Raw genomic sequence first — 26,246 nt, forward strand, 5'->3', positions numbered from 1 at the left:
CGGTCATGCAGGACTAACCATGTCTGTTAAGTCAAGGTGAACAAGGCTGTTCGCGTTGGATGGAGGCCCAGTGACCGCCCGATATGTGGTTCGCCGCGCGGACGACGCGGAATTCTCGTCCACCGACGGGATAGCGCCCGGTGCGACGGGGTTCGGCAGATGGCGGGCGGTCGGCGTCGAGGACGGCTCGTCCCACACCGACTTCGGTATCACTCGGCTCCAGCCGGGCGGGACGATCCCCTCGCACCTGCACTCGTTCGAGGAATCGTTCCACGTCCTCAGGGGCGAAGTGGTCCTGACGACCCCCGAAGCAACCGTCCGTCTGGTCGGCGGCGACTACGGCGTCATCCCGATCGGTGTCCCGCATTCGTGGCACGGCACCGAGGCCGAGGCGGTGTGGACCGACGTGCTGTCGCCACCCCCGAGACCCGCGCACGACTGGGACACCTATCACGCGCCGGCGCTCCCCTCGAGAGAGCCCATGCCGGTTGATCCCCGTGACCCGCGGACCCGCTCGTTCGGCAACATCACGGCGGAGCACATGAATCCCGGCCGTCAGTCGCAAGAGCTGCTCGCCGTTTCGGCCAGCATGCGGACGGCACTGCTGGTGTACAGCGGCATATCGCTGAAGATGATGGTCGACTCCGAGCTCGGGGCCGTCCTGCACACGATGTTCATGGTCCAGTACGAGCCCGACGGCGTCGCAGGTCCCCATGATCACCCGCTCGAAGAGGCGTATCTGATCACCGAGGGCGAGGTCGACGCGACCTTCGATGGGACGCAGTACCGCCTGCAGGCAGGCGACTTCGCCTGGGCGGGGGCCGGATGCGTGCACTCGTTCCGTGCCACCGGAGCCCCGGTGCGCTGGGTCGAGACCCAGTCACCTCAGATGCCCGCGCGGCACGCCTACCGGTTCGCCCGGGACTGGGACTACCTGCAAGAAGCCCTCGATGAGGAGCGCCATGACTGAACGCACCATCGTCGTCGTCGGAGGCACCTCCGGCATCGGGCGCGAGCTGGCGGGATCCCTCGTCGCCCGCGGGGACCGCGTGATCCTGTCGGGCCGGGATGCCGGCAGGGCGGCATCCGTCGCCGCAGAGTTCGGCGACCGGGCGTCCGGGATCGCGGTCGACCTCTCGGAGCCGGAAGGACTCGCCGCACAGTTGCAGAGCATCGGCGAGGTGAACGGACTCGTGCTCGCCGCCGTCGAGCGCGACGCCAACACGGTGCGCGACTACGACATCGCACGGGCGCGGCGGCTCGTCACCCTCAAGCTCATCGGGTACACCGAGGCCGTGCACGTGCTGCTCGGCCGCCTCGTCGAGTCGCGCGACACCGGCATCGTGCTGTTCGGAGGGCGCGCGAAGGATGCGCCGTACCCGGGCTCGACCACGGTCTCGACGATCAACGGCGGCGTCGACGGACTCACCCGTACGATGGCGCTCGAACTCGCACCGATGCGCGTCAACGCCATCCATCCCGGCATCATCGGCAACAGCCCGTTCTGGGCAGGCAAGACCGCCGCCATCGACGGCTACGAATCGCGGACGCCCGGCGGAGAGCTGGCGACCATGGGCGACATCGTCGCGGCGACCACGTTCCTGCTCGACAACCACGGCATGTCGGGAACGAGCATTCACGTCGACAGGGGCTGGCGCCTGACCTGAGCCGCATCCGTCACCTCACGATCCAGTCACTCAACGAGGAGGACCCCATGACCAATCCCGTCACGCCGCACGCGGAGGACTTCGCCGGCGACCGGCCGATCGTGTTCCGAAACGGCACCGTCATCACGGTCGACAGCGCCGGAGTGCTCGAGAACGCCGACGTCCTGATCATCGGCGACACCATCCGGGCGGTCGGCCCTCAGCTCGACGTACCCGAGGGCGCCCTCGAGATCGACGCGCGCGGGGGCATCGTGATGCCCGGCATGATCGACACGCACCGGCACATGTGGCAGACCGCACTGCGCGGCTACGGCGGCGACTGGGCCCTGAGCCAGTACTTCGTCTTCTACTACCTGACCTGGGGGCATGTGTTCCGCCCCGAGGACATCTACGCCGGCAACCTGCTCAGCGCGCTCGAGTCCGTCGACCAGGGTGTGACCACCACCCTCGACTGGTCGCACGGCCTGCGCACCCCCGAGTACGGCGAGGCGGCATTGCAGGCCATGCGCGAGATCCCGGGCCGGTTCGTGCTGGCCTACGGCAACTACCTCGGTGCCCCCTGGGAGTGGTCCAACTCTCCGGAGTTCCGAGACTTCGTCGTGCGGAACTTCAACGCCCCGGACGACATGATGGGGCTGCAGCTGGCATTCGACGTTCCCGACGACCCGGACTTCCAGGCCGAGGGCGCCTTCCGCGCCGCCCGGGAACTCGACCTGCGGGTGACCACGCACGCCGGGGTGTGGGGCGTGACGACCGACATGAGCATCGGGCAGATGTACGACGGCGGGTGGATGACCGACCGGATCACTTACGTGCATGCCGCCTCGCTGAGCGACGACAGCTACCAGAGGATCGCGGCCACCGGCGGGACCGTCTCGGTGGCGACCGAGAGCGAGCAGAGCGCCGGCCAGGGCTACCCGTCGACATGGAAGATCCGCAAGTTCGGTATCCCGGCGTCGCTCTCGATGGACACCAGCGTGTGGTGGAGCGCCGACTTCTTCTCGGCGATGCGATCGACGCTGAGCGCCTTCCGCTCGCGCGACCACCTCGAGGCGCAGTCTCAGGGAGAGACCGTCAACGTCAACCGGCTACGGGCGGAGGACGTCGTCTGGCAGGCGACGATGGGCGGCGCGACGACGCTCGGCATGACCGACAAGATCGGCTCGCTCACCCCCGGCAAGAAGGCCGACGTCGTACTGCTGAAGAACGACGAGTCGCCGGCGATGACGCCCATCCTGAACCCGTATGCCCACGTCGTCTATCAGGCGGGGACGGCCGACGTGCATACGGTCGTCGTCAACGGCAAGGTCGTGAAGTACGACGGGAAACGCATCGGATTGCCGTTGGCGCCGGTGCGCGACAAGGTGGCGGCATCCGTCGACTACGTCCGCGGCGAACTGGGCGACGCGGCCTGGGACGAGTGGATGCACCCGCAGATCCCGGTGGACGAGGAGATCCCCAACCCGTACACCTACCAGGACGAGGACGACTGAGCCGCGCGGCTCCGTTCAGGCGCCGCCCACGCTGCGGCGGCTGACCTCGGCCACCGCCGACCAGTCCAGGTCGGCGAGTTCGGGGTCTGCCAGCGCGGTCTCGAAGCGGTCTCGCAGCACCGCGGCCATCGGCACGTCGACGCGGCCCTCAGCGGCCAGCTGCTCGGCGAGGCCGAGGTCCTTCCGGCCCAGGGAGACGGTGAATCCCGGAGGGCTGTAGCGGCGCTCAGCGATGATCGAGCCGTACCCGGTGTGCACCGCGCCGCCGAACAGGCTCGCGCCGATGAGTTCGACGAACTGCGTGGCATCCACGTCCTGAGACTCGACCAGCGCGATGGACTCGCCGAGGGATTCCAGCGACTGCAGGATCATGAAGTTCACGGCGATCTTGACCGCGTTGGCCTGCCGCGGTGTGTCGCCGAATCGCCAGCGCCGCACGCTGCAGTGCGCGAGGTAGGGATCCACGACATCGAGCGCCTCGGCCGGGCCCGCGAGCAGCACGTTGAGCTTGCCCTGCGCGGCGACCTCGGGGCGGCCGAGCACGGGCGCCGAGACATAGCGCACCCCCGCATCCGCGAACCGGGCGGCGAGGATGTCGGCCATCGCTGCGCTGATCGAGGCCATGTTGACGTGGATGCGCGGTGCGTCGGAGCGCCCCAGGTTCTCCGTGCTCAGCACGGTGTCGACGGCGGCATCGTCGGCGAGCATCGAGAAGGACACCGGCGCCGCGAGCGCATCGGCGGCGGATGCGGCGCGCGTGGCTCCGGCGTCCACCAGCTGGTGCTCGGCGGCGGACCGACTGCGATTCCACACGGTGAGCGGCACGCCGGCCGCGGCGAGGCGGCCGGCGATCGCCGCGCCCATGCGGCCGATGCCGATGAATCCGACGTGGGTCATGCTGATCTCCTCGCTGCTGATGCGTTCGACGTGGTGGGGTGCGTGGCGAAGACCTCCGGGTGACTCGCCAGCTGGCGGCGGGTGCGGCGGATATGTCCGGCGAGCAGGCTCTCCGCGCTGTCGAGGTCGCCGTCACGGATCGCGGCGACGATCAGCCGATGCTCGTCGTGCACGGTCTGCCGCGCTCGTTCATCCATCAGGGCCGTATAGATGCGCCGGTACGCCTGCGTCCGGTTCCAGAGGCGGTGCACCAGATCGCTCAGTACGACCGTCTCTGCGGCGGCGTAGGTGGCGAGATGGAACGCGCGGTCGAGCGCCAGGAACTCCTCGGGGTCGGCCGTCTCGGCCATCTCCTCGGCGAGGGCGCCGAGGTGATCGAGCTCGGACTCATCCAGACCCGGTGCGCTCATCCGCAGGAGCAGGGGCTCGACGCGCTCGCGGACGCGGTAGATCTCCTGGCACTCGGGCAGGCTCAGCGACGACACGCGCGCCCCGCTGTTGGCGACGAGCGTGACGAGACCCTCGGCGGCGAGCATGCGCAGCGCCTCGCGCACGGGGGCCCGGCTCGCGCCGGTCAACTCGGCGATCTGTTCCTGGCGCACGCGGGCGCCGGGCGTGAAGTCGCCGCGCACGATGGCCTCGCGCAGCAGGCCCGCGATGTGGGCGGTGGCCTCGCCGTGCCCTGGCAGACGGGCGGCGGTCATTCGGCGGGCCTCGCCGGGTGCCAGAGCGCCGGGCCGCCTGTGCGCTCATAGGCCTTGCCGTCGGGATAGCTGACGAGCTCGAGCTGCATACCCCAGGGTGTCAGGAAGTAGACCCAGCGCTGACCTTCGCTTGCGTTGCGACTCGCGGTCGGCTCGCCCAACACGCGGATGCCTCGCTCGCGCAGATAGGCGACGGCGCCGTCCAGATCGTCCACGTAGAACGCGAGATGATGGCCGCCGATGTCGCTGTTGCGGGGCTGCGGATGCTGGCCGTCGGCGGCATCCCACTCGAAGATCTCGAAATTCGGGCCGAATCCGCAACGGTAGAAGCGCAGTTCCCGCATGACGCTGCGGGGGCTCACTGCGAGGTGCTCGCTCATCCAGTCGTCGTCGGCGCGGAACGGCCCGAGCGAGTACACGTACTGGCAGCCGATCACATCGACGAAGAAGGCATGGGCCTCGTCGAGGTCGGGCACGGTGAACCCGATGTGTTCGGTGCCTCTCAGGCCGGGAAGTCCCATGCGTTCGTCCTTGATGGTGATGGTCCGTCAATGGATCCAATATAGGGCAGCGCCCGTCGTGACGTCCATGATCACAAAGAGCACGCTTGCTATTGGATCCAATGATGCTTATCGTGTGGAGCGGCACCGCACCGTCGCGCGCCGAGGGAGGACGATTCCGATGCCGAAACACCGCCGCCTGGAAACCGGAACGCCGTGGGTGCAGCTGTCCACCACGGCCGCCGATTGGGAGGCCGCCGATCCCGCGCTGCTGGCGGGGATGCTCGCGCAACTGCACCTCATCCGCGCGTTCGAAGAGACCGTCCTCGAGCTCGCCGGCGAAGGACTCGTGCACGGACCCGCGCACTCCAGCATCGGGCAGGAGGGGGGCGCGGTGGGCTCGATCATCGGGTTGCGCTCCAGCGATGCCGTGAACGGATCACATCGAGGCCACCATCAGTTCCTCGCCAAGGCGCTCACCCATGTCGGCGGCATCCGGTCCGATCTCGCCACGCTGGTCACCCCCGAGATCCAGGAGGTGTTGCAGCGCACGCTCGCCGAGATCCTCGGACTCGCGCAGGGGTACTGCCGCGGGCGCGGCGGCTCGATGCACCTGCAGTGGTTCGAGGCGGGCGCGCTCGGCACGAACGCGATCGTCGGCGGCGGAGCACCGCTCGCGACCGGAAACGCGTGGGCGCAGAAGCGCTCCGGCGCCACCGATCTCACCATCAATTACTTCGGCGACGGGGCGAGCCAGATCGGCTCGGTGCTGGAGAGCATGAACCTGGCGGCGACGTGGAAGCTTCCGGTCGCGTTCTTCGTCGAGAACAACCTCTACGGCGTCTCCACCCATGTGTCGGAGATCACCGCCGACACCCGCCTCTCCGTACGCGGCCAAGGGTTCGGCATCCCGTCGTGGCGAGTCGACGGCATGGACCCGCTGGCGGTGCATCTCGCGATGACGGAGGCCATCCAACACATGCGCTCGGGCGCAGGTCCCGCCGTGATCGAGGCGGAGGTCTACCGCTTCTTCCATCAGAACGGCCCGTACCCGGGAAGCGCGTTCGGATACCGCACGAAGCGGGAGGAGGCGGAGTGGCGTGAACGCGACCCGCTGCTGCGCGTGGCCGCCGAGATGCAGAAGCTCGGCCAGGTCACCGCGGAGGAGGTGGCGTCGGTGGGCGCCCAGGCCCAGCAGGCGATGCGCGCCGCGGTGGACGAGCTGCTCGAGCCCGATCCCGAGAACGCCGGGAAGCGGCGCATCAGGCCCGAGCTGTGGCCCGAGCCGGAGTTCGTGGACGTCGGCCTGCGCGGTGACACCACCGAACTCGCCGGCGCGCGCACGCTGGACCCGGCGACCGCGGCGACGGGGATGACCCCGTCGAAGTTCGTGGATGCCGTGGCCGCGGTGATGGGCCGGCGTATGGAGCAGGACGAGCGCATCGTCGTCCTCGGCGAAGACGTGCATCGGCTAGCGGGCGGCACGAACGGCGCGACCAAGGGGCTGGCGGCGCGCTTCCCCGATCGCGTGCTCGGCACACCGATCAGCGAGAACGCCTTCGCGGGGCTCGCGGGCGGAATGGCGCTGGACGGACGCTTCCGCCCTGTCGTGGAGTTCATGTACCCCGACTTCATGTGGGTGGCCGCCGACCAGGTCTTCAACCAGATCGGCAAGGCTCGGCACATGTTCGGCGGCGTCAACCCGGTGCCGCTCGTGCTGCGGACCAAGGTCGCGATGGGCTCGGGTTACGGATCGCAGCATCTGATGGACCCGGCGGGTATCTTCGCCACGAGTCCGGGCTGGCGCATCATCGCTCCGTCGACGGCCGCGGACTACGTCGGGCTCATGAACGCCGCACTCGCGCTGGAAGATCCCGTGCTCGTGATCGAGCACGTCGATCTGTACGGCCGTGCCGACGAGATTCCCGACGGCGACCTGGATTACCAGCTCCCGTTCGGCAAGGCCGCGCTGCGCCGCGAGGGCGCGGACGCCACCATCATCAGCTATCTCTCGATGGTGCACCACACCATGGAGGCGGTCGATCAGACCGGGCTGGACGCCGATGTCATCGACTTGCGTTGGCTCGACCGCGCATCGCTGGACTGGGAGATGATCGGCGAGTCGATCAAGAAAACGAATGCCGTGCTGATCGTCGAGCAGGGGGCGCAGGGCACCTCGTACGGCGGCTGGCTCGCCGACGAGATCCAGCGGCGCTTCTTCGACTGGCTCGATCAACCTGTGCAGCGGGTGACGGGCAGCGAAGCGAGCCCCAGCATCTCGAAAGTGCTCGAGCGGGCGGCGATCGCCCGCACCGACGAGGTGGTCGCGGGCATCGAGCGCCTGCGCGCCGGAATGGGCGGTGCCTGATGGCCACCAGCATCCGCATGCCGGAAGTCCTGACGGGAGTGACCGAGGCCGCCATCGCGACGTGGCTCGTCGCGGTCGGTCAGCAGGTCGAGGTCGGCACGCCGCTGGCCGAGATCGAGACGGACAAGGCCGTCGTGGAGTACGCGTCCGAGACCGCGGGCACCGTGCTCGAGCTGCTGGTGGCCGAGGGCGTCGGCGTGGCCATCGGTGACCCCATCGTCGTCGTCGGCGCCGCGGGCGAGGAGGTCGGTGAATCGGGGGAGACCCCGGATGCCGCGCTCGCTCCCGTGACCGGTGACGAGCCGGCCTCCCCGCAGGCCGGTGACGAACCGCCGGTGCCCGACGCGGCCCCGACGCGGACTGCTCCCGCGCCGGTACCGACGACGGATGCCGCTGCGCCCGCTGCTGTTCCGCCCGTGCGCCGGTTCGCCAGCCCTCTGGTACGACGCCTCGCCCGCGAGCGCGGCATCGATCTCGCCTCGATCACGGGGACCGGGCCGAACGGCCGCATCGTCCGCCGCGACATCGACGGCGTGGATGCCGCCACATCGGCGGCCGCCTACTCCGCTACGGATGCTCTCCCCGCGGCGCAGGCCGAGGCATCCGTCCCCGTGGGCCGGAGCGAAGAGTACGACGAGATCCCGCTCACGGGGATGCGGCGCGCAATCGCCCGCCGGCTCACCGAGAGCAAGACGACGGTGCCGCATTTCTACCTCGTCGCGGACTGCCGGGTCGATCGCCTGATCGAGCTGCGTCGCGAGGTCAACGAGGCCTCATCCGTGCGCATCTCCGTCAACGACTTCGTGCTCAAGGCGGTCGCCGGAGCCCTGCGCGCGGTGCCGGACGCGAACGTCACCTGGGGTGAGTCGGCGATCCGGCGCCACCGCGACGTCGACATCGCGGTGGCCGTCGCCATCGATGGCGGACTCGTCACACCCGTGGTGCGGGGCGCCGATCGGCTGAGCCTCGGCGAGATCTCCACCTCGGTCGCCGACCTCGCCGAGCGCGCCCGCGCGGGCCGTCTCAAGCAGCACGAGCTCGAAGGCGGCTCGTTCGCCGTATCGAACCTGGGGATGTATGGCACGAAGGAGTTCTCCGCGATCCTCAATCCGCCGCAGGCCGGGATCCTCGCGGTGGGTGCCGCGCGGAAGACGCCGGTGGTGGATGCGGACGGCGGGCTCGCGGTCGGCACCGTGATGACCGTGACCCTGTCCGCCGATCATCGCGTGCTCGACGGCGCAGTCGCCGCGGAATGGCTGGCTGCGTTCACGCGGGGCATCGAACATCCCCTCAGCCTGCTCATCTGACGAAGGTCCGTCGACGCTCTGAACGGACCCGATACTCGCGTTCTCCCGGGTCGTTGTCGACGGTCGAAAAAACTCGTCACGACCTTGTTTCCGCCCTTGTCGGCGCACTGTTCATAGTGTTCAGTGTTACTTGACAGTCTTGTCCGGCACTGCGATTCTTTGGTGGACACCCTTGTTCACCGGCGAACAGAAGGAGACCTTCATGACAGACGCTGCTATCCGGCCCGAGATCGCCGAGATCGTCGCGAAGATCGATGCTCTGCGGCCGATGCTGGCCGCTGCGGGGCGCGACGCGGATGCCAACCGCCGGATTCCGGAGGAGTCCTTCGCCGCCGTGGCAGGCACGGGTGCGTTCAGCATCTCGGCACCCACGAAGTTCGGAGGGTTCGCTGCCAACACCCGTGAAGCTCACGCGGTCGCGCGGGCCATCGGTCGAGGCGATGGCAGCCTGGCGTGGGTCGATGGGATCCTCGACTCGGGGGCGTGGGTCCTCAGCCTCATGGACGAGCGTGCGCAGCAGGATGTCTGGGGGGGAGAGGAAGGGCTCAACTCGTTCATCTCCATCGTCCTCGCCACGACCTCGAACGCGGAGCGCGTGGACGGTGGCTACCGCGTGACCGGTAAGTGGGGTTACGGCACGGGCAGCATGAACGCCTCGTGGTCGCTTCTGGGCGTGCCGCTCAAGAATGAGGACGGAGAGGTCGTCGACGCGGGCCTCGCCCTCATCCCGACGGCGGAACTCACCTATGAGGACAACTGGTTCGTCGCGGGTATGAAGTCGACCGCCAGTGTGATGCAGGTCGCGGAGGATGTCTTCGTGCCCGAGCACCGCATCTTCCCCCTCACCGCTGCTGTCGAGGGCGGCTACCTGGGTCGGAACGACGAAGCGTCTTACAAGACCGTGTTCGTCCCGTCTCTCTTCATGAAGCTGATCGGCCCCCACCTCGGCATGGGCCGTGCGGCACTCGACTACGTGATCGAGAAGGCGGAGAGCAAGGCGATCGCATACACCGGATACGAGAAGCAGGCCGACTCGGCCCTCTTCCAGTCCGCTGTCGCGCGCGCATCCGTCCGTCTGGACGCGGCCGAGGCCCTCGCCGCGCAGGTCGCGGACGAGATCCACGGCGGTGGCGAGCCCGACTTCTACGCGCCGTACGGGAAGCGCATCGAGATGCGGGCCAAGGCCGGATGGATCGTGGAGACGATCACCGACATCATCAACGACCTGGTCACCGCGCACGGCTCCGCGGGGTTCGCCGATTCCGCCGCCCTGCAGCGCATCTGGCGTGACCAGGCCACCGCGGCTCGTCACGGCCACACGCTGGCGGCGAGCGGCTTCGAGGCGTTCGGGAAGGTCATCTTCGGGCGCGAGGACGACGCTCGATTCGTCCTGCCCATCGTCTAGCAGTCACCCCATGAGGAGGAGGGTCCATGACACAGGCACTGCAGCGGGCCGCGATCACCGGAGACGATTTCCGGTATGCGTTCCGCGCCCACCCGGCCGGCGTCGCCATAGTCACGGCGGACGACGGTTCCGGTCCGGTGGCGATGACCGTCAGCTCAGTCGCATCCGTCTCCATGGACCCTCCCACCCTCGTCTTCTCCGCCTCCGCGCTTTCCTCCAGCACGCCGACGATCACTCGAGTGGGCACCCTGGTGGTCCACCTCCTCTCCGCACAGGACGTCGAGCTCGCGAAGCTCTGCGCTCAGTCCGGTTCGGAGCGATTCGGGCCCCTCGTGGACTGGCGGCGACTCCCGACGGGGGAGCCGTACTACCCGGACGCGCACTGGCTCCGGGGCAAAGTCACGCAGCGTGTCGCGGTCAGTGGCGCGACCCTCCTCATCGTCGAAGCGCTCGAAGGGAAGCCGCGCAGCGAAGGCCCCCGGTCGGAGCCGACGCCGCTCGTCTACCACAGTCGCAAGTGGCACACCCTGGGCGAGCGATCGGTCATGCCGGAGCGCGTCTCCCCCTTCTGCCTGGTCTACGGTCGCGACGAGTAGGGCGAAGATACAAGCGTTGAGATGACGGCCGGGAACCGGTCGTCGACAGAAAGGTGAACCATGTCCAATAGCCGGATCAGCCGCATCCCCGCGCCCGTCGTGCCGGGAATCTCCGACAGCACGCGGGTGTCCGCGGGTGACCTCGTCTTCATCTCTGGGCAGGTCGGCTTCGAGGAAGACGGCTCTGTCCCCGAGGACTTCGAGCGGGCCATCGAACTCACGTACGCAGAGCTGGAGCGCGCGCTCACGGCAGCGGGAGCGACGTGGGAGGATCTCGTGCGGGTCAACGTGTACATCACCGAGCTCGACCAGGAGAAGCTCGCCATCTGGCGGACGACGCGCAATCGCATCGTCCAGGTCGAGGAGCCCCCGGCGAGCACCGTCATCGGCGTTCACTCGTTGTACAACGGTGCGACCATCGAGATCGACGCCATCGCGGCCGTCTGAACGCGCAGCATCACGTCGGACGGAGACATTCCTTGAGTGCGCCGCTCGGCTTCCTCGGTTTGGGCCGGATGGGGGCAGCCGTGGCCGCGCGCATGCTCGCGGCTGGTTTCGACCTCGAAGTCTGGAACCGCAGTCGCAGCGACTCCTTCGACGAACTCGTCGCGGCCGGCGCCTCTCCCGTGGACTCACCGCGGGAGGCGCTCGCCGCGCCGATGTCCTTCTCCATGCTGGCGGATGACGCGGCGGCTGATCACGTGCTCAGCGCCGCGAACATCGGCGCAGGTGGCGCCCGCATCCATGTCAACATGGCGTCGGTCAGCGCCGAGATGACCTCCACGCTCGAGGAACGGTTCGCCGTGGCCGGTGTCCGCTACGTCGCTGCGCCCGTCCTGGGCAGGCCCGAGGTCGCTGCGGCGGGCCGCTTGAACGTCCTTCTGGCCGGTCCCAGCGAATCGCTCGACCGAGTCGACCCGGTGCTCGCCGTGTGCAGTGTTCGACGGTGGCGGATGGGTGATGTGCCCCGTCACGCAAGCGCGGCGAAGATCGCCATGAACTTCATGCTTCTGAACGCGTTGGAGTCGATGGGCGAGGGAATCGCCCTCGTCGAGGGCGAGGGAATCGCCGCCGCCGACTTCGTCGAGCTTTTCACCAGCACCTTCTTCGGTGGCATCGTCTACGAAACCTACGGCGGGATCATCGCAGAACGCCGGTACGCGCCTGCCGGGTTCTCCCTGCTTCTGGGCCTCAAAGACCTCGGTCTGGCGGAGGCGATGGCGCGAGAATCGGGAGTCGACGTGGCGTCCGCGCGGGTGCTTCGCGATCGTTTCGAAGCCGCACTGAGTGATGAGACCTTGGCGGACGGCGACTGGGCGAGCATCGCTGAGATCAGCCGCCGTCCCTCCGTGCGCGACTGAGGGTTCGTCCTCGGTGCACGGTAAGGTGGGCCGACTGGGGACAGGATGAGCGACCGCGGGATAGGCGATGACGACAGCGAATGACAACATCGGCTCTCGCCTGCGCAGTGCGCGCGAAGCGCGCGGAATCAGCCTGCGGAAGGTCGCCCAGGAAGTCGGTGTGTCAGCGAGCATGCTGTCACAGGTCGAGACGGGAAAAAGTCAGCCTTCCGTTGCGACGCTCTACTCGCTGGCCAATGTCCTCGCCATTTCAGTGGATCAGCTCCTCGGCCTGGAGCCCGAGCCCCCTTCGGTGGAGACGCGTACCGCGCGGCTCGACCTGCAGCGGGGTGCAGAGAATCCCGCGATCGAGATGGAGAACGGCGTCCGCTGGGAGCGACTCGCAATGGGGCAGCGCGGACCGGCCGACGCGCTTCTGGTGACGTATCAGCCGGGAGCATCCAGCTCCGTCGAAGGGAAGCTGATGCGCCACGCCGGCCAGGAGTACGCGTACCTCCTCAGCGGCGAGATCACCTTGCAGATCGACTTCGAGGAGCACGTCCTCCGTGCGGGGGACTCGGTCCATTTCGACTCTTCTCGACCACATATGTTCTCGAATCGGGGTTCGGACCCGGCGACCGGCGTCTGGTTCGTCGTTGGTCGGCGGGACCAGGCGACTCAGAAGATCGAGCGGAACGTTCCGCCGCCCCGCGCCGTGCGGTCGGCTGTAGAGGTGCTGCACCGCCTGGACTCATTCGACTGATCCGCCGCTCCTCCTCGCCATCCGTCCCGGTGTTAACCTATGGTGAACACCGGGACGAGTGCGTTCGAACGGAGGACACCATGAAGAGCACCGCTACTACGGGTACCAATGCGGTCGATTGGGAGGCTCGGGTTGACTTCGACCGCCTTCGCGATGAGCGACTCGGGCGACTGAAGGCGAGTCTCAACGAGTCTCACCTCGGGGCCGTGCTCGCCTTCGACTTCTCGAACATTCGCTACATGACATCGACCCACATCGGCACGTGGGCTATGGACAAGCTCATCCGGTTCAGTCTGCTGACCCGACACACGGACCCGATCTCCTGGGATTTCGGTTCCGCCGCGAAGCATCACGCCCTGTACAACCCCTGGCTCGATGTGACGTCCTCGGAGATGGATGCCGACCCCCACGCCCCTCATGAAGGCGTGAAGCGTCCGCGGCTCGAGTCTGGCGCCCGAGCGGGGATCTCCACGCTTCGCGGAGCGTTCCCGCCGGACGCCGGCATCGCCGAGGAAGTCGCCCGCAAGATCAAGCGGGAACTGGACAGGTTCGGCGTCGCCGATGAGCCGCTCGGTGTCGACGTCATTGAGTTGCCGATCCTGTTCGCCCTTCAGAAGCTCGGAATCCAGGTCGTTGACGGCCAGCAGGTCTTCATGGAGGCCCGCCGCATCAAGACTCACGATGAGATCCGTCTTCTCACCCAGGCGGCGTCGATGGTCGACGCGGCCTATGAAGAGCTCTACCGGTTCCTTCGGCCGGGCGTTCGAGAGAACGAGGCTGTGGGACTCGTGGCGAAGACGCTGTATGACCTGGGGTCGGAGTACGTCGAAGGCGTCAACGCGATCTCGGGAGAACGTTGCTCGCCGCACCCCCACGTGTTCAGTGACCGACTCATCCGACCCGGCGACCCTGCGTTCTTCGACATCCTGCACAGCTGGAACGGTTACCGCACCTGTTACTACCGCACCTTTGCGGTCGGCTCGGCGTCCCGTGCGCAAAAGGACGCGTACACGCGGGCACGCGAGTACATGGACCGCGCGATCGCGCTCGTTCGGCCCGGAGCCACCACGGCGGACATCTGTGCGGTTTGGCCGACGGCGCAGGAGTTCGGTTTCCCCGACGAGGAGGCCGCGTTCGCACTTCAGTACGGCCACGGCGTAGGCCTGTCCATCTGGGAGAAGCCCATCTTCTCGAGGCTCACATCGTTCGATCACCCCGAAGTCCTCCAGGAGGGGATGGTCTTCGCCCTCGAGACCTACTGGCCGTCGGCGGACGGGTGGGGTGCAGCCCGCATAGAGGAGGAAGTGGTCGTCACTGCCGACGGGTGCGAGGTCATCACGAAATTCCCCGCTGAAGAACTGTTGATCGCCGGTCCCCGGTACATCGCTGTCGGAGGACCGCTCAACAATCAACGCGATTCGCAGTCGCACCTCAACACCATCTGGGGGCGGGGCGAGGCCTGAGTCGGACTCGCAGCACCGCGCGTTCGCGTAAAGGAAGGAGCCCGTGACCGATCGGCCACGGGCTGGGCGTGCGATCAGAGCTCGCCGCCGTGCGGCCGATACGCCGGCGGTAGGGGAAGGCGTTCGTGCCCCGGGTTCGTGGGCACCGTGCAGGGCGGTCCGTCCAGCCATCCCCGGTCCACTGCCTCCGGCTCCGGGACGGACACCGACAGACGGAGGGTCGCGCACGTCCCCTCGAGCGTCGCCCAGGCCGCCGTCAGGAGACCGCGTCGCGTCTGAGCCAGGAGCAGCGGCAGCGTCCGCCGGGCGGCATCCGGCGGGAGCTCACCGACCCGGAAGCCGTCGAGGACGACCCCGACCGGAGGGCGTCCGTCGCCGCCCGCGTGCAGAGTCACGAGCAGATTGGCCGCGCCGCTCGCCGGGAGGTAAGCGACGATGGGGCCGGCCTGCACCGCGTCACCGGCGACGAGAGTGCCCGTGCCGCGCGGCAGGACCGTGTACGGCTCGCCCGGTGGATCGTTCTCGGGGATGACGCTCGCCACGGAGGCCGGAGTCAGGGCGAGGCGGACCGTGCTCCGGGGACTCCCACCGTCGGCCGCCTGCCGCGTCCGGATCGTCGCCCGAACGGTCGGGACCGCGCCGCGGGTCACCAGCGCGATGACCGCCGGTGCGAGCTCCGCCGCCACGTCCGCCGGGATGTACCCCACGGTGGATCCGCCGATCCGCACGGATACCGCGCCGGGGTTCCCGGGGTGGTCGGGTTCGGGCACCAGCTCGGCCGTGTGGAACGTCCGCGCCTCCCGGGTGCCGACGGGGAGGGAACCGACGATCGAGCGGAGGCGGCGTTCGCGGTGCGCGTCGATGTCGATGTCCAGACCCGACGAGACTCCGGCCGACACGTCGATACGTCGGTACGCCGGCTGGTACGCCGCGGAGGGGGAGATCTCGGGCCGAGGGGGCAGATGCGGTCGCGCGCCCGGGGGGCGGACCCGATCGGGTGGGCGGTCCGTATGCTCATGCGGACCCGCCGCGGACGTACCCGTTCGCGTCGTCTCCATCGCAGAGTCCCCCAACTCACGCGCCGACAGGCGCCCGGCCGGCATCGTCGTCGGCTGTGACCCCCGAGCGTACAACGCGGTCCGCACGCGCCGGAAGACCCGGCTGCACGCAGTCCTGACGCGAGGCGGCGGGTGCTGCGGAGTCAGGCGACGGTGGGCAGACAGGAGTGAAGCGTCACCACGGCACGCGGTGACGCTTCACTGATCAGGCGTCGATGAGGACGCCCGCGAGCTCAGGCCTTTTCTTCCTCGTACTCGTCCTCGTACTGATCCGCCCACTTGTCGACGTACTGGTCGTCCGACGGGTGTGCGAGCTCACGCTCCAATGCGGAATAGTTCACGGCAGGGCTGTACGACTTCAGCTCCCGGGCGATCTTGGTGTGCTTCGCCTTTTGACGGCCACGCCCCATGCGAGACCCCCTCTGTTCTGACGTCGGCTTCGTCTGGTGCTCGACGCGTTCACGTGTTCGGCTTGAGGCCGGTAAGAGTAGAATTCAGAATAACACGGAGCCCCCTGCGGATCGCCGCGTGGGCCCCAGGGGGAGGAATCATGAGCGAGTACGTCTCCAATGGCCCGGTCGTCCTGGGGGCGATCCCGGACCTGTCCGACCGTGTCTGGGCGGAAGCCGCTCGGTACGCCGCCCTCTTCGGGCGCGAACTCATCGTGGCCTACGTGGATGTGACGCGCTTCGTCACCTACGAGGACCCCGACGGCATGCCGATGACTGCTCCGCTCGATCTCACCCTCTCCGCTGCCGCGAGCCGGCACGGACAGAACGTGCGCGAAGCCGCCGAGGAGCACCTGGCGGGTGTGGAATGGAGCTTCCGTTCGCTCGTGGGTGACCCGGCGTCGGCGCTCAAGGCCCTCGCCGAAGAGGTGGACGCCGCGGTGATCGTGGTGGGCACCCGTCGTCGCGGGTTCGGGGAGACCGTCCGCGAGTTCTTCACCGGTTCGGTGGCGGCGCGCCTCGCGCACCGCCAGCATCGGCCGGTGCTCGTCGTACCCACCCAGGAGCCGTTCACCGAGAGCGACGACCCCTGGGCCGAGTGAGGTCACCGGTCCCGTAGTGATCGGCTGAGCTCGCGCGCCGCAGCGTCGAGCCGGTCGATGAGCGCATCCACCGCATCCGCGGCCAGCTCTCCGCCCCGGGCGACATGCGTCCGCAGGTCGGTGCGCACCTGGGCGCGGAACTCGTTCACGCCCGCTTCTGCGCGGCGGAGCTGTTCCCGGGCACGGGTGCGGGCGTCGTCCGGGGTGGGTTCCGTCTGCGGCGGAGCGTCCCGCTCGGCTCTGGCCGCCGCGGCCAGGTCGGCGCGCAGGCTCTTCATCGCCTCGCGCATACTGCCGCGCACCTCGTCGGCGATGAGGCGGACGGAGTCGGCGAGATCCGCCTGGATCCCTTCGAGTTCGCCGGAGCGGGCGGCGACCTCGGCCCGGCCGCGCTCGGTGATCTCGTAGACCGTCTTGCGCCCGTCGATCCGCTTGGTGACGAGGCCTTCCTCCTCGAGCTTCGCCAGCCGCGGATAGATCGTCCCGGCGCTGGGCGTGTAGGTCCCTCCGGTCCGATCGGACAGGGCCTGCATGATGTCGTAGCCGTGCCGCGGACCCTCGTCGAGCAGGTTGAGCAGGTACAGGCGCAGGTCGCCGTGCGAGAAGACGGGGGGCATCACAGCACCTCCGCGTCGTCGTCGATGGCGGGCGTGGGACGCTGCCGGCGTAGGACGGTGATGTCGCCGGAGACCGAGTTCGCCCGGACGTCCACGAACGTTCCGCTGAGTTCGCCGGTCGAGCCGACGTAGTTGGTCTTGGGCACCGTGCCGCGTCCGGAATGCACGGAACCGTCGATCTGCACCTTCCCGCTGACGCTGCGCACGACGTAGTTCGCGGCGAGGCCTTCGTCCAGCCGGATGGTGGTGCGCCCGCTCACGGTGTTCAGGGAGATCTGATGCACCGCCTCGGCCGCATCGATCATGATCGCGCCCGACACCGTGTCGATCGTCGTCTTGCGCAGGCGTCCGGTCACGGCCACGTCGCCGGAGACGCTGTTGGCGTTGAGGCTGCCCTCGAGGCTGCGCACCTGCACGTCGCCGGAGACGGCGTTCACGGTGAGGTCCCCGTGCAGGCCGTCCACGATGATGTCGCCCGAGACGGTGTTGACCCGGGCGTCGGTGGCGAGGTCGGCGACGAGCGCGCTCGCGCTCACGACGCCGAGGGTCACGGCCACCGAGCGTGGCACGGCCACGCTGATCTCGGCTCGGGGGCCGCCGGAACCGAAGTTGCGGAAGACCTCGAGGAAGTTGTCCCAGCGGAGCTGGGGGTGGTCGATCTCGACGGCGCCGTCCTCGGCGGAGATGCGCAGATCCTTCGTCGTGACGGCGTGCACCTCGATACGCGCGCCGGGCTCGTCGTGAGCCACGATGTCGATCTGCCCGCCGACGAGCCCGATCTTGAAGGTGCGCACGTCTTCCAGATCGATCACGCGCGTCTCGCCGGGGTGGATGAGCCACTTCTCGGGGTTCATGTCGATTTCTCCTCACGTCGAATCGCGATATATCGCGTTCGGAGACGGTAACACGATATATCGCGATTGGACAGAGGTGGGCGGCATCCGAGCCGGAGCGCACTTGACGTTGACGCAACGTCAACTTCTACCGTGGATGAAGCGAAGGAGGTCCCATGGAACTCGGGATACAGGATGTGGTCCGGGTCACCGGCATCACCAGCAGGACGCTGCGCCACTATGCCGCGATCGGCCTGCTTCCGCCCAGCCGCACGGCGGGGAGCGGATACCGGTTCTACGACGACGACGCCCTCGTCCGTCTGCAGCGGATCCTGCTGCTCCGGGAAGCCGGCGTGGGGCTCGCCGAGATCCGTGCGGTGCTGGATCGCGGCGAACCCGACGAGGTCGCTCTGACCCGGCACCTCGGGGGTCTCCGGGCGGAGCAGCAACGGCTGGCCCGCCGGATCGCCGCGGTGGAAGCGACCATCGAGGCACGACAGGGAAGGAGAGAACTGGTGGCGGAGAAGATGTTCGACGGGTTCGACCACGCGCAGTATCGCGAGGAGGTCGAGGAGCGCTGGGGCGCGGAGGCTGCCACGCGCGCGCACGATTGGTGGACGGGGATGTCCCGGCAGGACCGGACGGCGCGGGAGGAGGATGCTGCGGACCTCGCCGCGGCCTGGGCGGACGCGGCGCGGGAGGGTGCCGATCCCCGAGGTGCGGCCGCGCAGGAACTCGCGGCGCGTCACATCGCCTGGCTCGCCGGTATGCCGGGTACGCCCGCCGCGACGCCGGGCGGGGACACAACGGCATACGTGCGTGGCCTCGCCGACATGTACGTTGCGGACCCCCGGTTCGCCCGGAACTACGGCGGCGAAGCGGGAGCGCGGTTCGTCCGTGACGCCCTGTTCCACCACCTCGACGCCTCGGCCTGACGCCTCGGGTGGGGGAGATGTCGCGCACGAGACGAAACGGATGCCGCGGACCCGAAGGTCCGCGGCATCCGTTTCGTCTACTCGTTCGACGTCGAGGTCAGGCGCGCCGGTTCCCGCTGATCACTCGGAAGAGGAACGCGATGAGCGCGATGACGCCCACGATCAGCGCGACCCACAGGAGCCAGCTGAGCGCGGTGTTCAGTCCACCGACGATCGCCAGCACAATGGCGACGACGATGATGATGAGAAGCACGATGTTCATGAAGACTCTCCTCGTAGTTGACGAGCGCCCTATCGGGTGGATAGCGCTGCGCCCGGATGCCGTGGCGGCACAGAGACCACATTCCCATCACGGCACTTCGGGGCTCGGGGGGGTTGACGCCGTTCTCGCCGCGGTGATAACCCCTGATAACCCCGTCCGGCCCTTATGTCAACCACCAGACGGCTCTCAATCGGCTGCCTAATGTCATTTTCCGAGGTGCGCGCGGGTGCGCGTCGGAAGGGGACGGGTGGATGCCAGGCGGACGCGGGGCGAACAGTCTGAAGGACCCGGAGCTGTACGAGGAGCTCCGCGAGGGCGGGGCGTCGAAGGAGAAGGCTGCCCGGATCTCGAACGCGGCCGCGCGTGACGGTCGCTCGAAGGTGGGCGCCCGCGGTGGCCGATCGGGGGACTACGAGGACTGGACGGTGGCGGAACTCCGCGGCCGCGCCAAGGAGCTCGGTCTCACCGGGTACTCGTCCCAGCGCAAGGCCGAGCTCATCTCGGCCCTGCGCAACCACTGACCGCTGTGCCGGGACTCAACCGCGTCGACCCCGGGTCGGATGCGGGCATCACCCGCGTGCGGGCGGGCAAGGGCTTCAGGTACACCGCCCCGGACGGCGGCTCCATCGGCGACGCCGACCGTGAACGCATCGCGGCTCTGGTGATCCCGCCGGCCTGGCGCGACGTGTGGATCTGCACGGACCCGCACGGCCACATCCAGGCGGTGGGGACGGACGACGCGGGCAGGCGGCAGTACCTCTACCACCCGGACTGGTCGACCCGGCGGGACAAGGGCAAATACGCCCGCGCCCTGGCGCTCGCCGAGGCTCTTCCGCATGCGCGGGGGAGGGTGACCGCTTCGCTGAGGCGCGCGGACGAATCCCGGGAGGCGGCGCTGGCCACCGCGTTCCGGCTGCTCGACTCGGGCGCGCTGCGCATCGGGTCCCGGACGTACCTGGCGCGCGGCGGTGGCCGTGGGCTGACCACCCTGCAGCGGAGGGACGCGACGATCGAGGCGGGGGTGGTCATCCTGGACTTCCCGGCGAAGAGCGGCGTCCACGCGCACATCGAACTCGCCGACGAGGATCTCGCGGTCGCCCTCGAACCCCTGACGGCGGGACGCCCGCGCTCGACTCTGCTCACGTTCCGGCGCGGCCGGCGCCGGGTGCCGCTCACCCCCGCCGACGTCAACGCCTACATCCGCGCCCTGACCGGAGGTGACTTCACGGCGAAGGACTTCCGCACCCTCCGCGGCACCATCGTCGCCGCCGACGCCCTTGCGCGGATCGGACACGTCGAGACGAAGAAGGCCCGCAAGATCAGCGAACGCGAGGCGGTCCGCGCGGCCGCCGGCTTCCTCGGCAACACTCCGTCCGTCGCCCGCAGCAGCTACATCGATCCGCGGGTGTGGAAGGCCTACGGCCGCGGGCGACTGCTCGAGACCGACGTCGCCCCGGAGACGGCGCTGCGCAGACTCGTCCAGCGCTGACCGCGAGGCGGTCGGGGCGTACTCCGCCCAACCGCCTCGGGCGCCCGGGTGCATGGGATACTGAGCCGATACGTTCCTGTATCGATGCCGCTCCGCGGCGCCGCACCTCCCGCATCCGGTTCGCGCCGGCCGTCACGAAAGCGCGCCCGTGTCCTCACTCGCCGTCCTGAGCCTCAAGAACCGCGCGCTCATCGCGCTCGTGACCATCGTCGCCGCCGTCTTCGGCTCGCTCGCCCTGGTGAACCTGAAGCAGGAACTGATCCCCTCGATCGAGTTCCCGCAGCTGTCCATCCTGTCGACCTACCCGGGCGCTTCGCCGGAGGTCGTGGCCAACGACGTCTCGGTGCCGATCGAGAACGCCATCCAGGGTGTGGCGGGCCTCGAATCGACCACGGCGACGAGCACGACCAACGCCTCCATCGTGCAGGCGTCGTTCACCTACGGCACGAACCTCGCGACTGCCGAGCAGAAGATCAGCCTGGCGATCAACCGGATCAAGTCGCAGCTGCCGGAATCGGTCGAACCGAACGTCATCGCGGTCTCGATCGACGACCTGCCCGTCATCCAGCTCGCCGTGACCGGATACGAGAACGAGTCCGAGATCCAGGCGCAGCTCGAGCGGACCGTCATCCCCGAGCTCGAGGACATCGACGGCGTGAACGCGGCCGGCATCGTCGGCGGCGTCGGGCAGCGCGTGGTGATCACGCCCGATCAGGCAGCGCTGGCCGCCGCCGGTTTCAGCCAGGAGGCCATCACCGACGCGCTCGATCAGAACGGCGTCCTGTTCCCGGGCGGGCAGATCACCGAGGGCGACCAGACCCTGACGGTCCAGACCGGGACGAAGCTCACCTCCGTCGACGAGATCGCCGCGCTGCCGCTGGTACCGACCTCGCCCGAGCAGTCCGCGGACGGCACCGTCACGATCGGATCGGTCGCGACGGTGGCGCAGGCCGCCGACCCCATCACCTCCGTCTCCCGGGTGGACGGCGAGCCGGCGCTCACCATCGCGGTGACGAAGCTGCCGTCCGCCAACACGGTGGACGTCTCCCGCGCCGTCACCGCCGCGCTCCCCGCCCTCAGCGAGTCGCTCGGCGGTGCCGCGGAGTTCTCCATCGTCTTCGACCAGGCGCCGTACATCGAGCAGTCGATCCAGGCTCTCGCCGAGGAGGGCCTGCTCGGGCTCGTCTTCGCCGTGCTCGTGATCCTGCTGTTCCTGCTGTCGGTGCGCTCGACCATGGTCACGGCCATCTCGATCCCGACGAGCGTGCTCATCACGTTCATCGGCATCCAGGCATTCGGCTACTCCCTGAACATCCTCACCCTCGGTGCGCTGACGATCGCGATCGGTCGCGTGGTGGACGACTCCATCGTCGTGATCGAGAACATCAAACGGCACTACGTGGGCGACGCGGACAAGCGCGCCTCCATCCTGCTGGCCGTCCGCGAGGTCGCCGCGGCCATCACCGCCTCCACGATCACGACCGTCGCGGTGTTCCTGCCGATCGCGTTCGTCGGGGACCTGACCGGCGAGCTGTTCCGGCCCTTCGCGCTGACAGTCACCATCGCCATGGTGGCGTCGTTGTTCGTCGCCCTCACCATCGTGCCGGTGCTGGCCTACTGGTTCCTGCGCCCGGGCAAGCCCCTGCTGGACGCGTCCGGCTCGCCGGTCGATCCCGAGTCCCCGGAGGCCCCGCCCTCGCGCCTGCAGAAGGCCTACCTGCCGGTGCTCTCCTGGACGCTCGCCCACTCCTGGGCGACGCTCGGGCTGGCGGTGATCGTGCTCATCGGCACGGCGGCGCTGGCACCGCTCATGAAGACGAACTTCATCGGCGACTCGGGGCAGAACACCTTCAGCATGACCCAGACCCTGGGCCCGTCCTCCAGCCTCGAGGCCGAGGATGCCGCAGCCCAGCTGGTCGAGGACGCGATCGTCGAACTCGACGGGATCGAGACCGTCCAGGTCTCCATCGGATCCAGCGGATCCGCCATCCGCGACGCGTTCGCCGGCGGTGGCGGGGGGATCACCTACTCCATCACCACGGATGCGGACGCTGACCAGGTCGAGCTGCGCGAGCGGGTGCAGGACGCCGTCGCGGGCCTCGAGGGTGCCGGGACCATCACGGTCGCCGCATCCGGTGGTGGCTTCGGCTCCAGCGACATCGAGATCGACGTCACCGCCCCCGATCAGCAGACGCTGCAGGAAGCGACGGACGCCGTCGTCGCTTCGCTCGACGGCTCCGAGGGCATCAGCCAGGTCCGGACGAACCTGTCCGCATCCTTGCCGTACATCGCCGTGGTGGTCGACCGCGACAAGGCGGCGTCGCTCGGGCTGTCCGAGGTCGCCGTGGGTGCGCTGGTGTCCAACACGATGCAGCCGCGCTCCATCGGGGCGGTCGAGATCGACGACACCACCCTGACCGTTTATCTGGCCGCCGCTCAGCGCCCGGCGACCCTCGATGAACTGCGCGCCCTGCAGGTGCCGTCGGCAGCGGGCCCGGTGCGGCTGGACGAGATCGCCACCGTCGAGGAGAGCCAGGGCCCGACCTCGATCACCACCACCCGCGGGCAGCGCACCGCGACCGTGACGGTCACTCCCTCCGGGGACGACCTGACCGCGGTGTCCGCCACCGTGAACACCGCCCTCGCGGATGTCGCGCTCCCGGCCGGCGCGGACGCCTCGATCGGCGGCGTGCTGACTCAGCAGACGGACGCGTTCGCTCAGCTCGGGCTGGCCCTGCTCGCAGCCATCCTCATCGTGTACATCGTGATGGTGGCGACCTTCAAGTCGCTCCGCCAGCCGCTGCTGCTGCTCGTCTCGGTGCCCTTCGCCGCGACCGGCGCCATCCTCCTGCAGCTGGCGACCGGAGTGCCGCTGGGCGTCGCCTCGCTGATCGGCGTGCTCATGCTCATCGGCATCGTGGTCACGAACGCGATCGTGCTCGTCGACCTCGTGAACCAGTACCGGGAGAAGGGCATGAACGCCCACGACGCGACGATCGCGGGTGGGTCACGCCGACTGCGGCCGATCCTGATGACGGCGCTGGCGACGATCCTGGCGCTGACGCCGATGGGGCTCGGCATCACCGGTCACGGCGGGTTCATCTCCCAGCCGCTGGCGATCGTCGTCATCGGCGGATTGCTGTCCTCGACCGTTCTGACGTTGCTCGTCCTGCCGACGCTGTACAACCTCGTCGAGGGCGCACGGGAACGTCGCGCCGCGTCACGCGGCGATGCGCCCGAGGGCGACGCGGCGCCAGATGGCGGACCGGACGGACCTCCGCCCACGCGGCGGGCACTGCGGAGCGCCGCGCAGTAGCGGCGACCGGCCGGGGGGCGTCCTGCTCGGCCGGTGCCGAGGGTGCGATCCCCACGGCGGCGGCGGCCGTCGGCGCGGCGATCGCCCGGGCCGCACTCGGGATGGAGGCCGGGGCGGCGACCGGAGCAGCGGAGACGACGGCCGGGGCGGCGGCGACGACGGCCGGGGCGGCGGAGGGGGTGAGTGCGGCATCCCGCTGCGCGGACACCGTGAGGGCGCTGAGGAAGACGCCCGACCACGCGAACATGGACCCGAAGGCGATGACCTCGAACAGGGCCAGGTTGATGTCGCCGGTGACGAAGACCCAGGCGCCGGCGAAGAGGACGACGAAGATGGCGACCGTCGCCAGGAGCAGCCGGCGCGGCATGCGGTGCATCATGACCGGGCTCACCAGCAGCAGGGTGGCGAAGCCGAGCACCATGCCCGCAGCGACCCGGTCGTGCACGAATCCGTTCGAGTTGAGCGGGATGCAACCGACGAGGGCGAGATTCACGCCGATCGTGGAGAAGCAGATGCGGGCGGTGCGGGCGGTTCCGCGCCGGACACGGTTGCGCCCGAGGCTCCGCAGTTCACGCGCGGCAGCCCGCCCGAAGATCACGACGGCGCTTCCGCCCACGATGAGCGCGCCGTTGAAGAAGGCGGCCGACCCGTTCTTGAACGTGCCGAGCTGGCTGAAGTGCAGACGCCACCACTGCGGGTCGGTCGTGGTGGCGATGGAGATGCCGATGCCGACGACCAGGATGAGCAGCACCAGGACCGCGAGGTGCATGGCGCTGGCGCCGAGCAGACGTGCCGTCCACGCCCGCACGCGAGTGCGCTCCGGCGGTGTCTGGCCGAAAGCGATCACGGCCGATGAGACACCGGAAAAGAACGGAACTGCGAGACGCATGCGGGTACCCTCCACCCAGACGGACACCGGTTATGCCGGTGAGGGCGCCTTAGCCCCGTCCCGCACCGGATGTGAAGCGCCGGAAGCAGGTCCCCCGGCACGGCGGGTCGCCCCGCTGTACCTAAAGATATAGTCCATCGGTTAACAGCAGGTCCGGCGCGTGTTACCGGTTGACGAGTCGTGACGGAGTATGCGCCGCCGTAGGGTGCCTCGACGCGCTCAGGAGTGCAGTGCGAGACCCCACTCGAGATCCCACGCGTCGCCGGGTTCGAGCCAGCGCAGACCGCGTCCCGAGTTGAAGGCATCGGCCGGCGCGGTCATGGGCTCGATCGCCACGGCGAGGTCCTGGCCGGGGTAGCGGTCCGTGGTGAACACCTGCAGAAAGTCGAAGTCGCGTCCCGCCCACAGCTCCAGGCGGCGACCATCGGGGGCGTGCAGGACGCCGCGGGCGCGCCCGTCGGCCCCGCGCGGCAGACCCGCGTACGCGGTGTCGAGGTCCAGGTCGCCGAGGCGGCGTGGGGCGCGGAGGTCATGCGGCGGGTCGAGCGGCTCCTCGCCGACGGGGAGGCTCCGGTCGTCCGTGCGGAACCAGGACTCCGCGTCGAGCTGCACTCGCAGGTCGGCGGTCGGGACGTCGGAGATGAAGAGGTAGGGGTGCGTCCCCACCGCGACCGGCGCGGTCTGCATGCCCACGTTGACGATCCTGTGCGCGACGTCGAGGCCGTGATCCGTGAGCGTGTAGGTGACGCGGGTGTCGAGGTGGAAGGGGTAGCCGGTCTGCGGGAACACCTCCGCGGCGAGGCTGACGGCATCCGCGCGCTCCGCGACCGCCCGGTAGGGAGTGAAGCGCAGCAGCCCGTGCGAGGCGTTCCCCAACTTCGGCTCACTGATCGCGAGCTGATGGGTCTCGCCGCGCTGGGTCCAACGCCCGTCCCGGATCCGATTGGGCCAGGGGACGAGCACGACACCGGATGCGGCGGGCGTGGGCGCCGCGTCGGGGTAGCGCGGGACGAGATCGGTGGCGCCGATGCGGAGGGCGCGCAGTGCCGCACCCACTTGGGCGATCTCGGCGGAACCCGCGGACGAGGTGAGGACGAAGCGTCGTCCCGTGGGGTCGCTGCTCATCCCTTCAGGGTAGACCGTGGCCGGGCTCCTCTCAGGTCGGTGGGCTACCCTGGAGCGTCGGCTCTGGACACCGCGCATGCTGCGCGGATGGGTTTGTGAGTCCAAGGGGCCGATGGTGAGCGCTGATCTGCGCGCATGATCATCATCGATAATGGCCCCCGGCCGACG

The 26,246-nt window shown here is 68.9% G+C and carries 25 protein-coding genes and 1 pseudogene; 16 read left to right on the forward strand and 10 right to left on the reverse strand.

The features are described from left to right. Positions 1-70: 70 nt before the first annotated feature. Genes F6J84_RS00745 through F6J84_RS00755 form a run of 3 tightly spaced genes read left to right on the forward strand, consistent with a single transcriptional unit; the run spans position 71 to position 3,160 of the window. Positions 71-970 carry a cupin domain-containing protein gene (locus tag F6J84_RS00745; RefSeq protein ID WP_202980463.1) on the forward strand — a complete coding sequence of 300 codons (900 nt, stop codon included), beginning with the start codon at positions 71-73 and terminating at the stop codon, positions 968-970. Next, on the forward strand, positions 963-1,667 hold the full coding sequence (locus F6J84_RS00750; RefSeq protein WP_150970567.1) for an SDR family NAD(P)-dependent oxidoreductase: 705 nt from the start codon (positions 963-965) through the stop codon (positions 1,665-1,667). The genes F6J84_RS00745 and F6J84_RS00750 overlap by 8 nt, the downstream gene beginning before the upstream one ends. A gap of 47 nt (positions 1,668-1,714) precedes the next feature. Next, on the forward strand, positions 1,715-3,160 hold the full coding sequence (locus F6J84_RS00755) for an amidohydrolase family protein (RefSeq protein WP_150970569.1): 1,446 nt from the start codon (positions 1,715-1,717) through the stop codon (positions 3,158-3,160). Between the two features lie 15 nt (positions 3,161-3,175). Here F6J84_RS00755 and F6J84_RS00760 read toward each other — a convergent pair whose 3' ends face one another. The 3 genes from F6J84_RS00760 to F6J84_RS00770 are packed head-to-tail and all read right to left on the reverse strand — an operon-like array spanning position 3,176 to position 5,282. Then, on the reverse strand, positions 3,176-4,057 hold the full coding sequence (locus F6J84_RS00760) for an NAD(P)-dependent oxidoreductase (protein ID WP_150970571.1): 882 nt from the start codon (positions 4,055-4,057) through the stop codon (positions 3,176-3,178). After that, a complete protein-coding gene (locus tag F6J84_RS00765) occupies positions 4,054-4,761 on the reverse strand; it encodes a GntR family transcriptional regulator (protein WP_150970574.1) in 708 nt (235 codons plus the stop codon). The genes F6J84_RS00760 and F6J84_RS00765 overlap by 4 nt, the downstream gene beginning before the upstream one ends. After that, entirely contained in the window at positions 4,758-5,282 is a 525-nt protein-coding gene (locus F6J84_RS00770) for a VOC family protein (protein WP_150970576.1), read from the reverse strand. The genes F6J84_RS00765 and F6J84_RS00770 overlap by 4 nt, the downstream gene beginning before the upstream one ends. A 160-nt stretch (positions 5,283-5,442) precedes the next feature. Between F6J84_RS00770 and F6J84_RS00775 the strand changes: the two genes are divergently transcribed. The 8 genes from F6J84_RS00775 (at position 5,443) to F6J84_RS00810 (ending at position 14,503) form a co-directional block, all read left to right on the forward strand. After that, on the forward strand, positions 5,443-7,629 hold the full coding sequence (locus tag F6J84_RS00775; RefSeq protein WP_150970579.1) for an alpha-ketoacid dehydrogenase subunit alpha/beta: 2,187 nt from the start codon (positions 5,443-5,445) through the stop codon (positions 7,627-7,629). Further along, the gene (locus F6J84_RS00780) at positions 7,629-8,936 is read left to right on the forward strand and encodes a dihydrolipoamide acetyltransferase family protein (protein ID WP_150970581.1); all 1,308 of its coding nucleotides are present in this window, start codon (positions 7,629-7,631) and stop codon (positions 8,934-8,936) included. Before F6J84_RS00775 ends, F6J84_RS00780 begins: the two co-directional genes overlap by 1 nt. A gap of 202 nt (positions 8,937-9,138) precedes the next feature. Then, positions 9,139-10,341 (forward strand): acyl-CoA dehydrogenase family protein, encoded by a 1,203-nt coding sequence (locus tag F6J84_RS00785; protein WP_150970584.1) that lies wholly within the window; start codon positions 9,139-9,141, stop codon positions 10,339-10,341. A 26-nt stretch (positions 10,342-10,367) separates the two neighbouring features. Beyond that, complete coding sequence (locus tag F6J84_RS00790; protein ID WP_150970586.1) at positions 10,368-10,937, forward strand: flavin reductase family protein; 570 nt, start codon at positions 10,368-10,370, stop codon at positions 10,935-10,937. Positions 10,938-10,997: 60 nt separating this feature from the next. Continuing rightward, complete coding sequence (locus tag F6J84_RS00795; protein ID WP_150970588.1) at positions 10,998-11,384, forward strand: RidA family protein; 387 nt, start codon at positions 10,998-11,000, stop codon at positions 11,382-11,384. 32 nt (positions 11,385-11,416) lie between these two features. After that, a complete protein-coding gene (locus F6J84_RS00800) occupies positions 11,417-12,298 on the forward strand; it encodes an NAD(P)-dependent oxidoreductase (protein ID WP_238702549.1) in 882 nt (293 codons plus the stop codon). Between the two features lie 67 nt (positions 12,299-12,365). Next, a complete protein-coding gene (locus F6J84_RS00805) occupies positions 12,366-13,040 on the forward strand; it encodes a cupin domain-containing protein (RefSeq protein WP_150970590.1) in 675 nt (224 codons plus the stop codon). Positions 13,041-13,120: 80 nt separating this feature from the next. Then, positions 13,121-14,503, forward strand: a complete 1,383-nt coding sequence (locus F6J84_RS00810; protein ID WP_150970593.1) for a M24 family metallopeptidase — start codon at positions 13,121-13,123, stop codon at positions 14,501-14,503. A gap of 74 nt (positions 14,504-14,577) precedes the next feature. Here the strand turns inward: F6J84_RS00810 and F6J84_RS00815 are convergent, their stop codons facing one another. Together F6J84_RS00815 and F6J84_RS00820 are read right to left on the reverse strand one after the other, a co-directional pair. After that, on the reverse strand, positions 14,578-15,402 hold the full coding sequence (locus F6J84_RS00815) for a hypothetical protein (RefSeq protein WP_150970595.1): 825 nt from the start codon (positions 15,400-15,402) through the stop codon (positions 14,578-14,580). Between the two features lie 392 nt (positions 15,403-15,794). Then, positions 15,795-15,971, reverse strand: a complete 177-nt coding sequence (locus F6J84_RS00820; RefSeq protein ID WP_150893412.1) for a DUF3073 domain-containing protein — start codon at positions 15,969-15,971, stop codon at positions 15,795-15,797. Between the two features lie 140 nt (positions 15,972-16,111). Between F6J84_RS00820 and F6J84_RS00825 the strand changes: the two genes are divergently transcribed. Then, on the forward strand, positions 16,112-16,612 hold the full coding sequence (locus F6J84_RS00825; protein WP_150970597.1) for a universal stress protein: 501 nt from the start codon (positions 16,112-16,114) through the stop codon (positions 16,610-16,612). A gap of 2 nt (positions 16,613-16,614) precedes the next feature. Here the strand turns inward: F6J84_RS00825 and F6J84_RS00830 are convergent, their stop codons facing one another. Together F6J84_RS00830 and F6J84_RS00835 are read right to left on the reverse strand one after the other, a co-directional pair. Beyond that, complete coding sequence (locus F6J84_RS00830; RefSeq protein ID WP_150970599.1) at positions 16,615-17,229, reverse strand: PadR family transcriptional regulator; 615 nt, start codon at positions 17,227-17,229, stop codon at positions 16,615-16,617. Beyond that, positions 17,229-18,083 (reverse strand): DUF4097 family beta strand repeat-containing protein, encoded by an 855-nt coding sequence (locus tag F6J84_RS00835; RefSeq protein ID WP_150893418.1) that lies wholly within the window; start codon positions 18,081-18,083, stop codon positions 17,229-17,231. Before F6J84_RS00835 ends, F6J84_RS00830 begins: the two co-directional genes overlap by 1 nt. 155 nt (positions 18,084-18,238) lie before the next feature. On the opposite strand from F6J84_RS00835, the gene F6J84_RS00840 reads away from it, so the two are divergent. Beyond that, entirely contained in the window at positions 18,239-18,997 is a 759-nt protein-coding gene (locus tag F6J84_RS00840) for a MerR family transcriptional regulator (RefSeq protein WP_150970601.1), read from the forward strand. A gap of 97 nt (positions 18,998-19,094) precedes the next feature. Here F6J84_RS00840 and F6J84_RS00845 read toward each other — a convergent pair whose 3' ends face one another. Continuing rightward, positions 19,095-19,259: a DUF2207 domain-containing protein gene (locus F6J84_RS00845; protein WP_150893422.1), complete on the reverse strand. Its 165-nt coding sequence runs from the start codon at positions 19,257-19,259 to the stop codon at positions 19,095-19,097. A 251-nt stretch (positions 19,260-19,510) separates the two neighbouring features. Between F6J84_RS00845 and F6J84_RS00850 the strand changes: the two genes are divergently transcribed. The 3 genes from F6J84_RS00850 (at position 19,511) to F6J84_RS00860 (ending at position 24,064) form a co-directional block, all read left to right on the forward strand. Further along, the gene (locus F6J84_RS00850; RefSeq protein ID WP_150970603.1) at positions 19,511-19,780 is read left to right on the forward strand and encodes a DUF7218 family protein; all 270 of its coding nucleotides are present in this window, start codon (positions 19,511-19,513) and stop codon (positions 19,778-19,780) included. Between the two features lie 5 nt (positions 19,781-19,785). Beyond that, a complete protein-coding gene (locus F6J84_RS00855; RefSeq protein ID WP_150970605.1) occupies positions 19,786-20,748 on the forward strand; it encodes a DNA topoisomerase IB in 963 nt (320 codons plus the stop codon). Positions 20,749-20,896: 148 nt separating this feature from the next. After that, a complete protein-coding gene (locus tag F6J84_RS00860) occupies positions 20,897-24,064 on the forward strand; it encodes an efflux RND transporter permease subunit (protein ID WP_150970607.1) in 3,168 nt (1,055 codons plus the stop codon). A gap of 235 nt (positions 24,065-24,299) precedes the next feature. Here F6J84_RS00860 and F6J84_RS15620 read toward each other — a convergent pair. Both F6J84_RS15620 and F6J84_RS00870 read right to left on the reverse strand, forming a co-directional pair. Beyond that, positions 24,300-24,953: pseudogene (locus F6J84_RS15620) on the reverse strand (DUF998 domain-containing protein); the annotation flags it as partial. A 219-nt stretch (positions 24,954-25,172) separates the two neighbouring features. Next, complete coding sequence (locus tag F6J84_RS00870) at positions 25,173-26,078, reverse strand: aldose 1-epimerase family protein (RefSeq protein ID WP_150970611.1); 906 nt, start codon at positions 26,076-26,078, stop codon at positions 25,173-25,175. Positions 26,079-26,246 lie beyond the last annotated feature (168 nt).

Source organism: Microbacterium caowuchunii, from assembly GCF_008727755.1.
Taxonomy (GTDB): domain Bacteria; phylum Actinomycetota; class Actinomycetes; order Actinomycetales; family Microbacteriaceae; genus Microbacterium; species Microbacterium caowuchunii.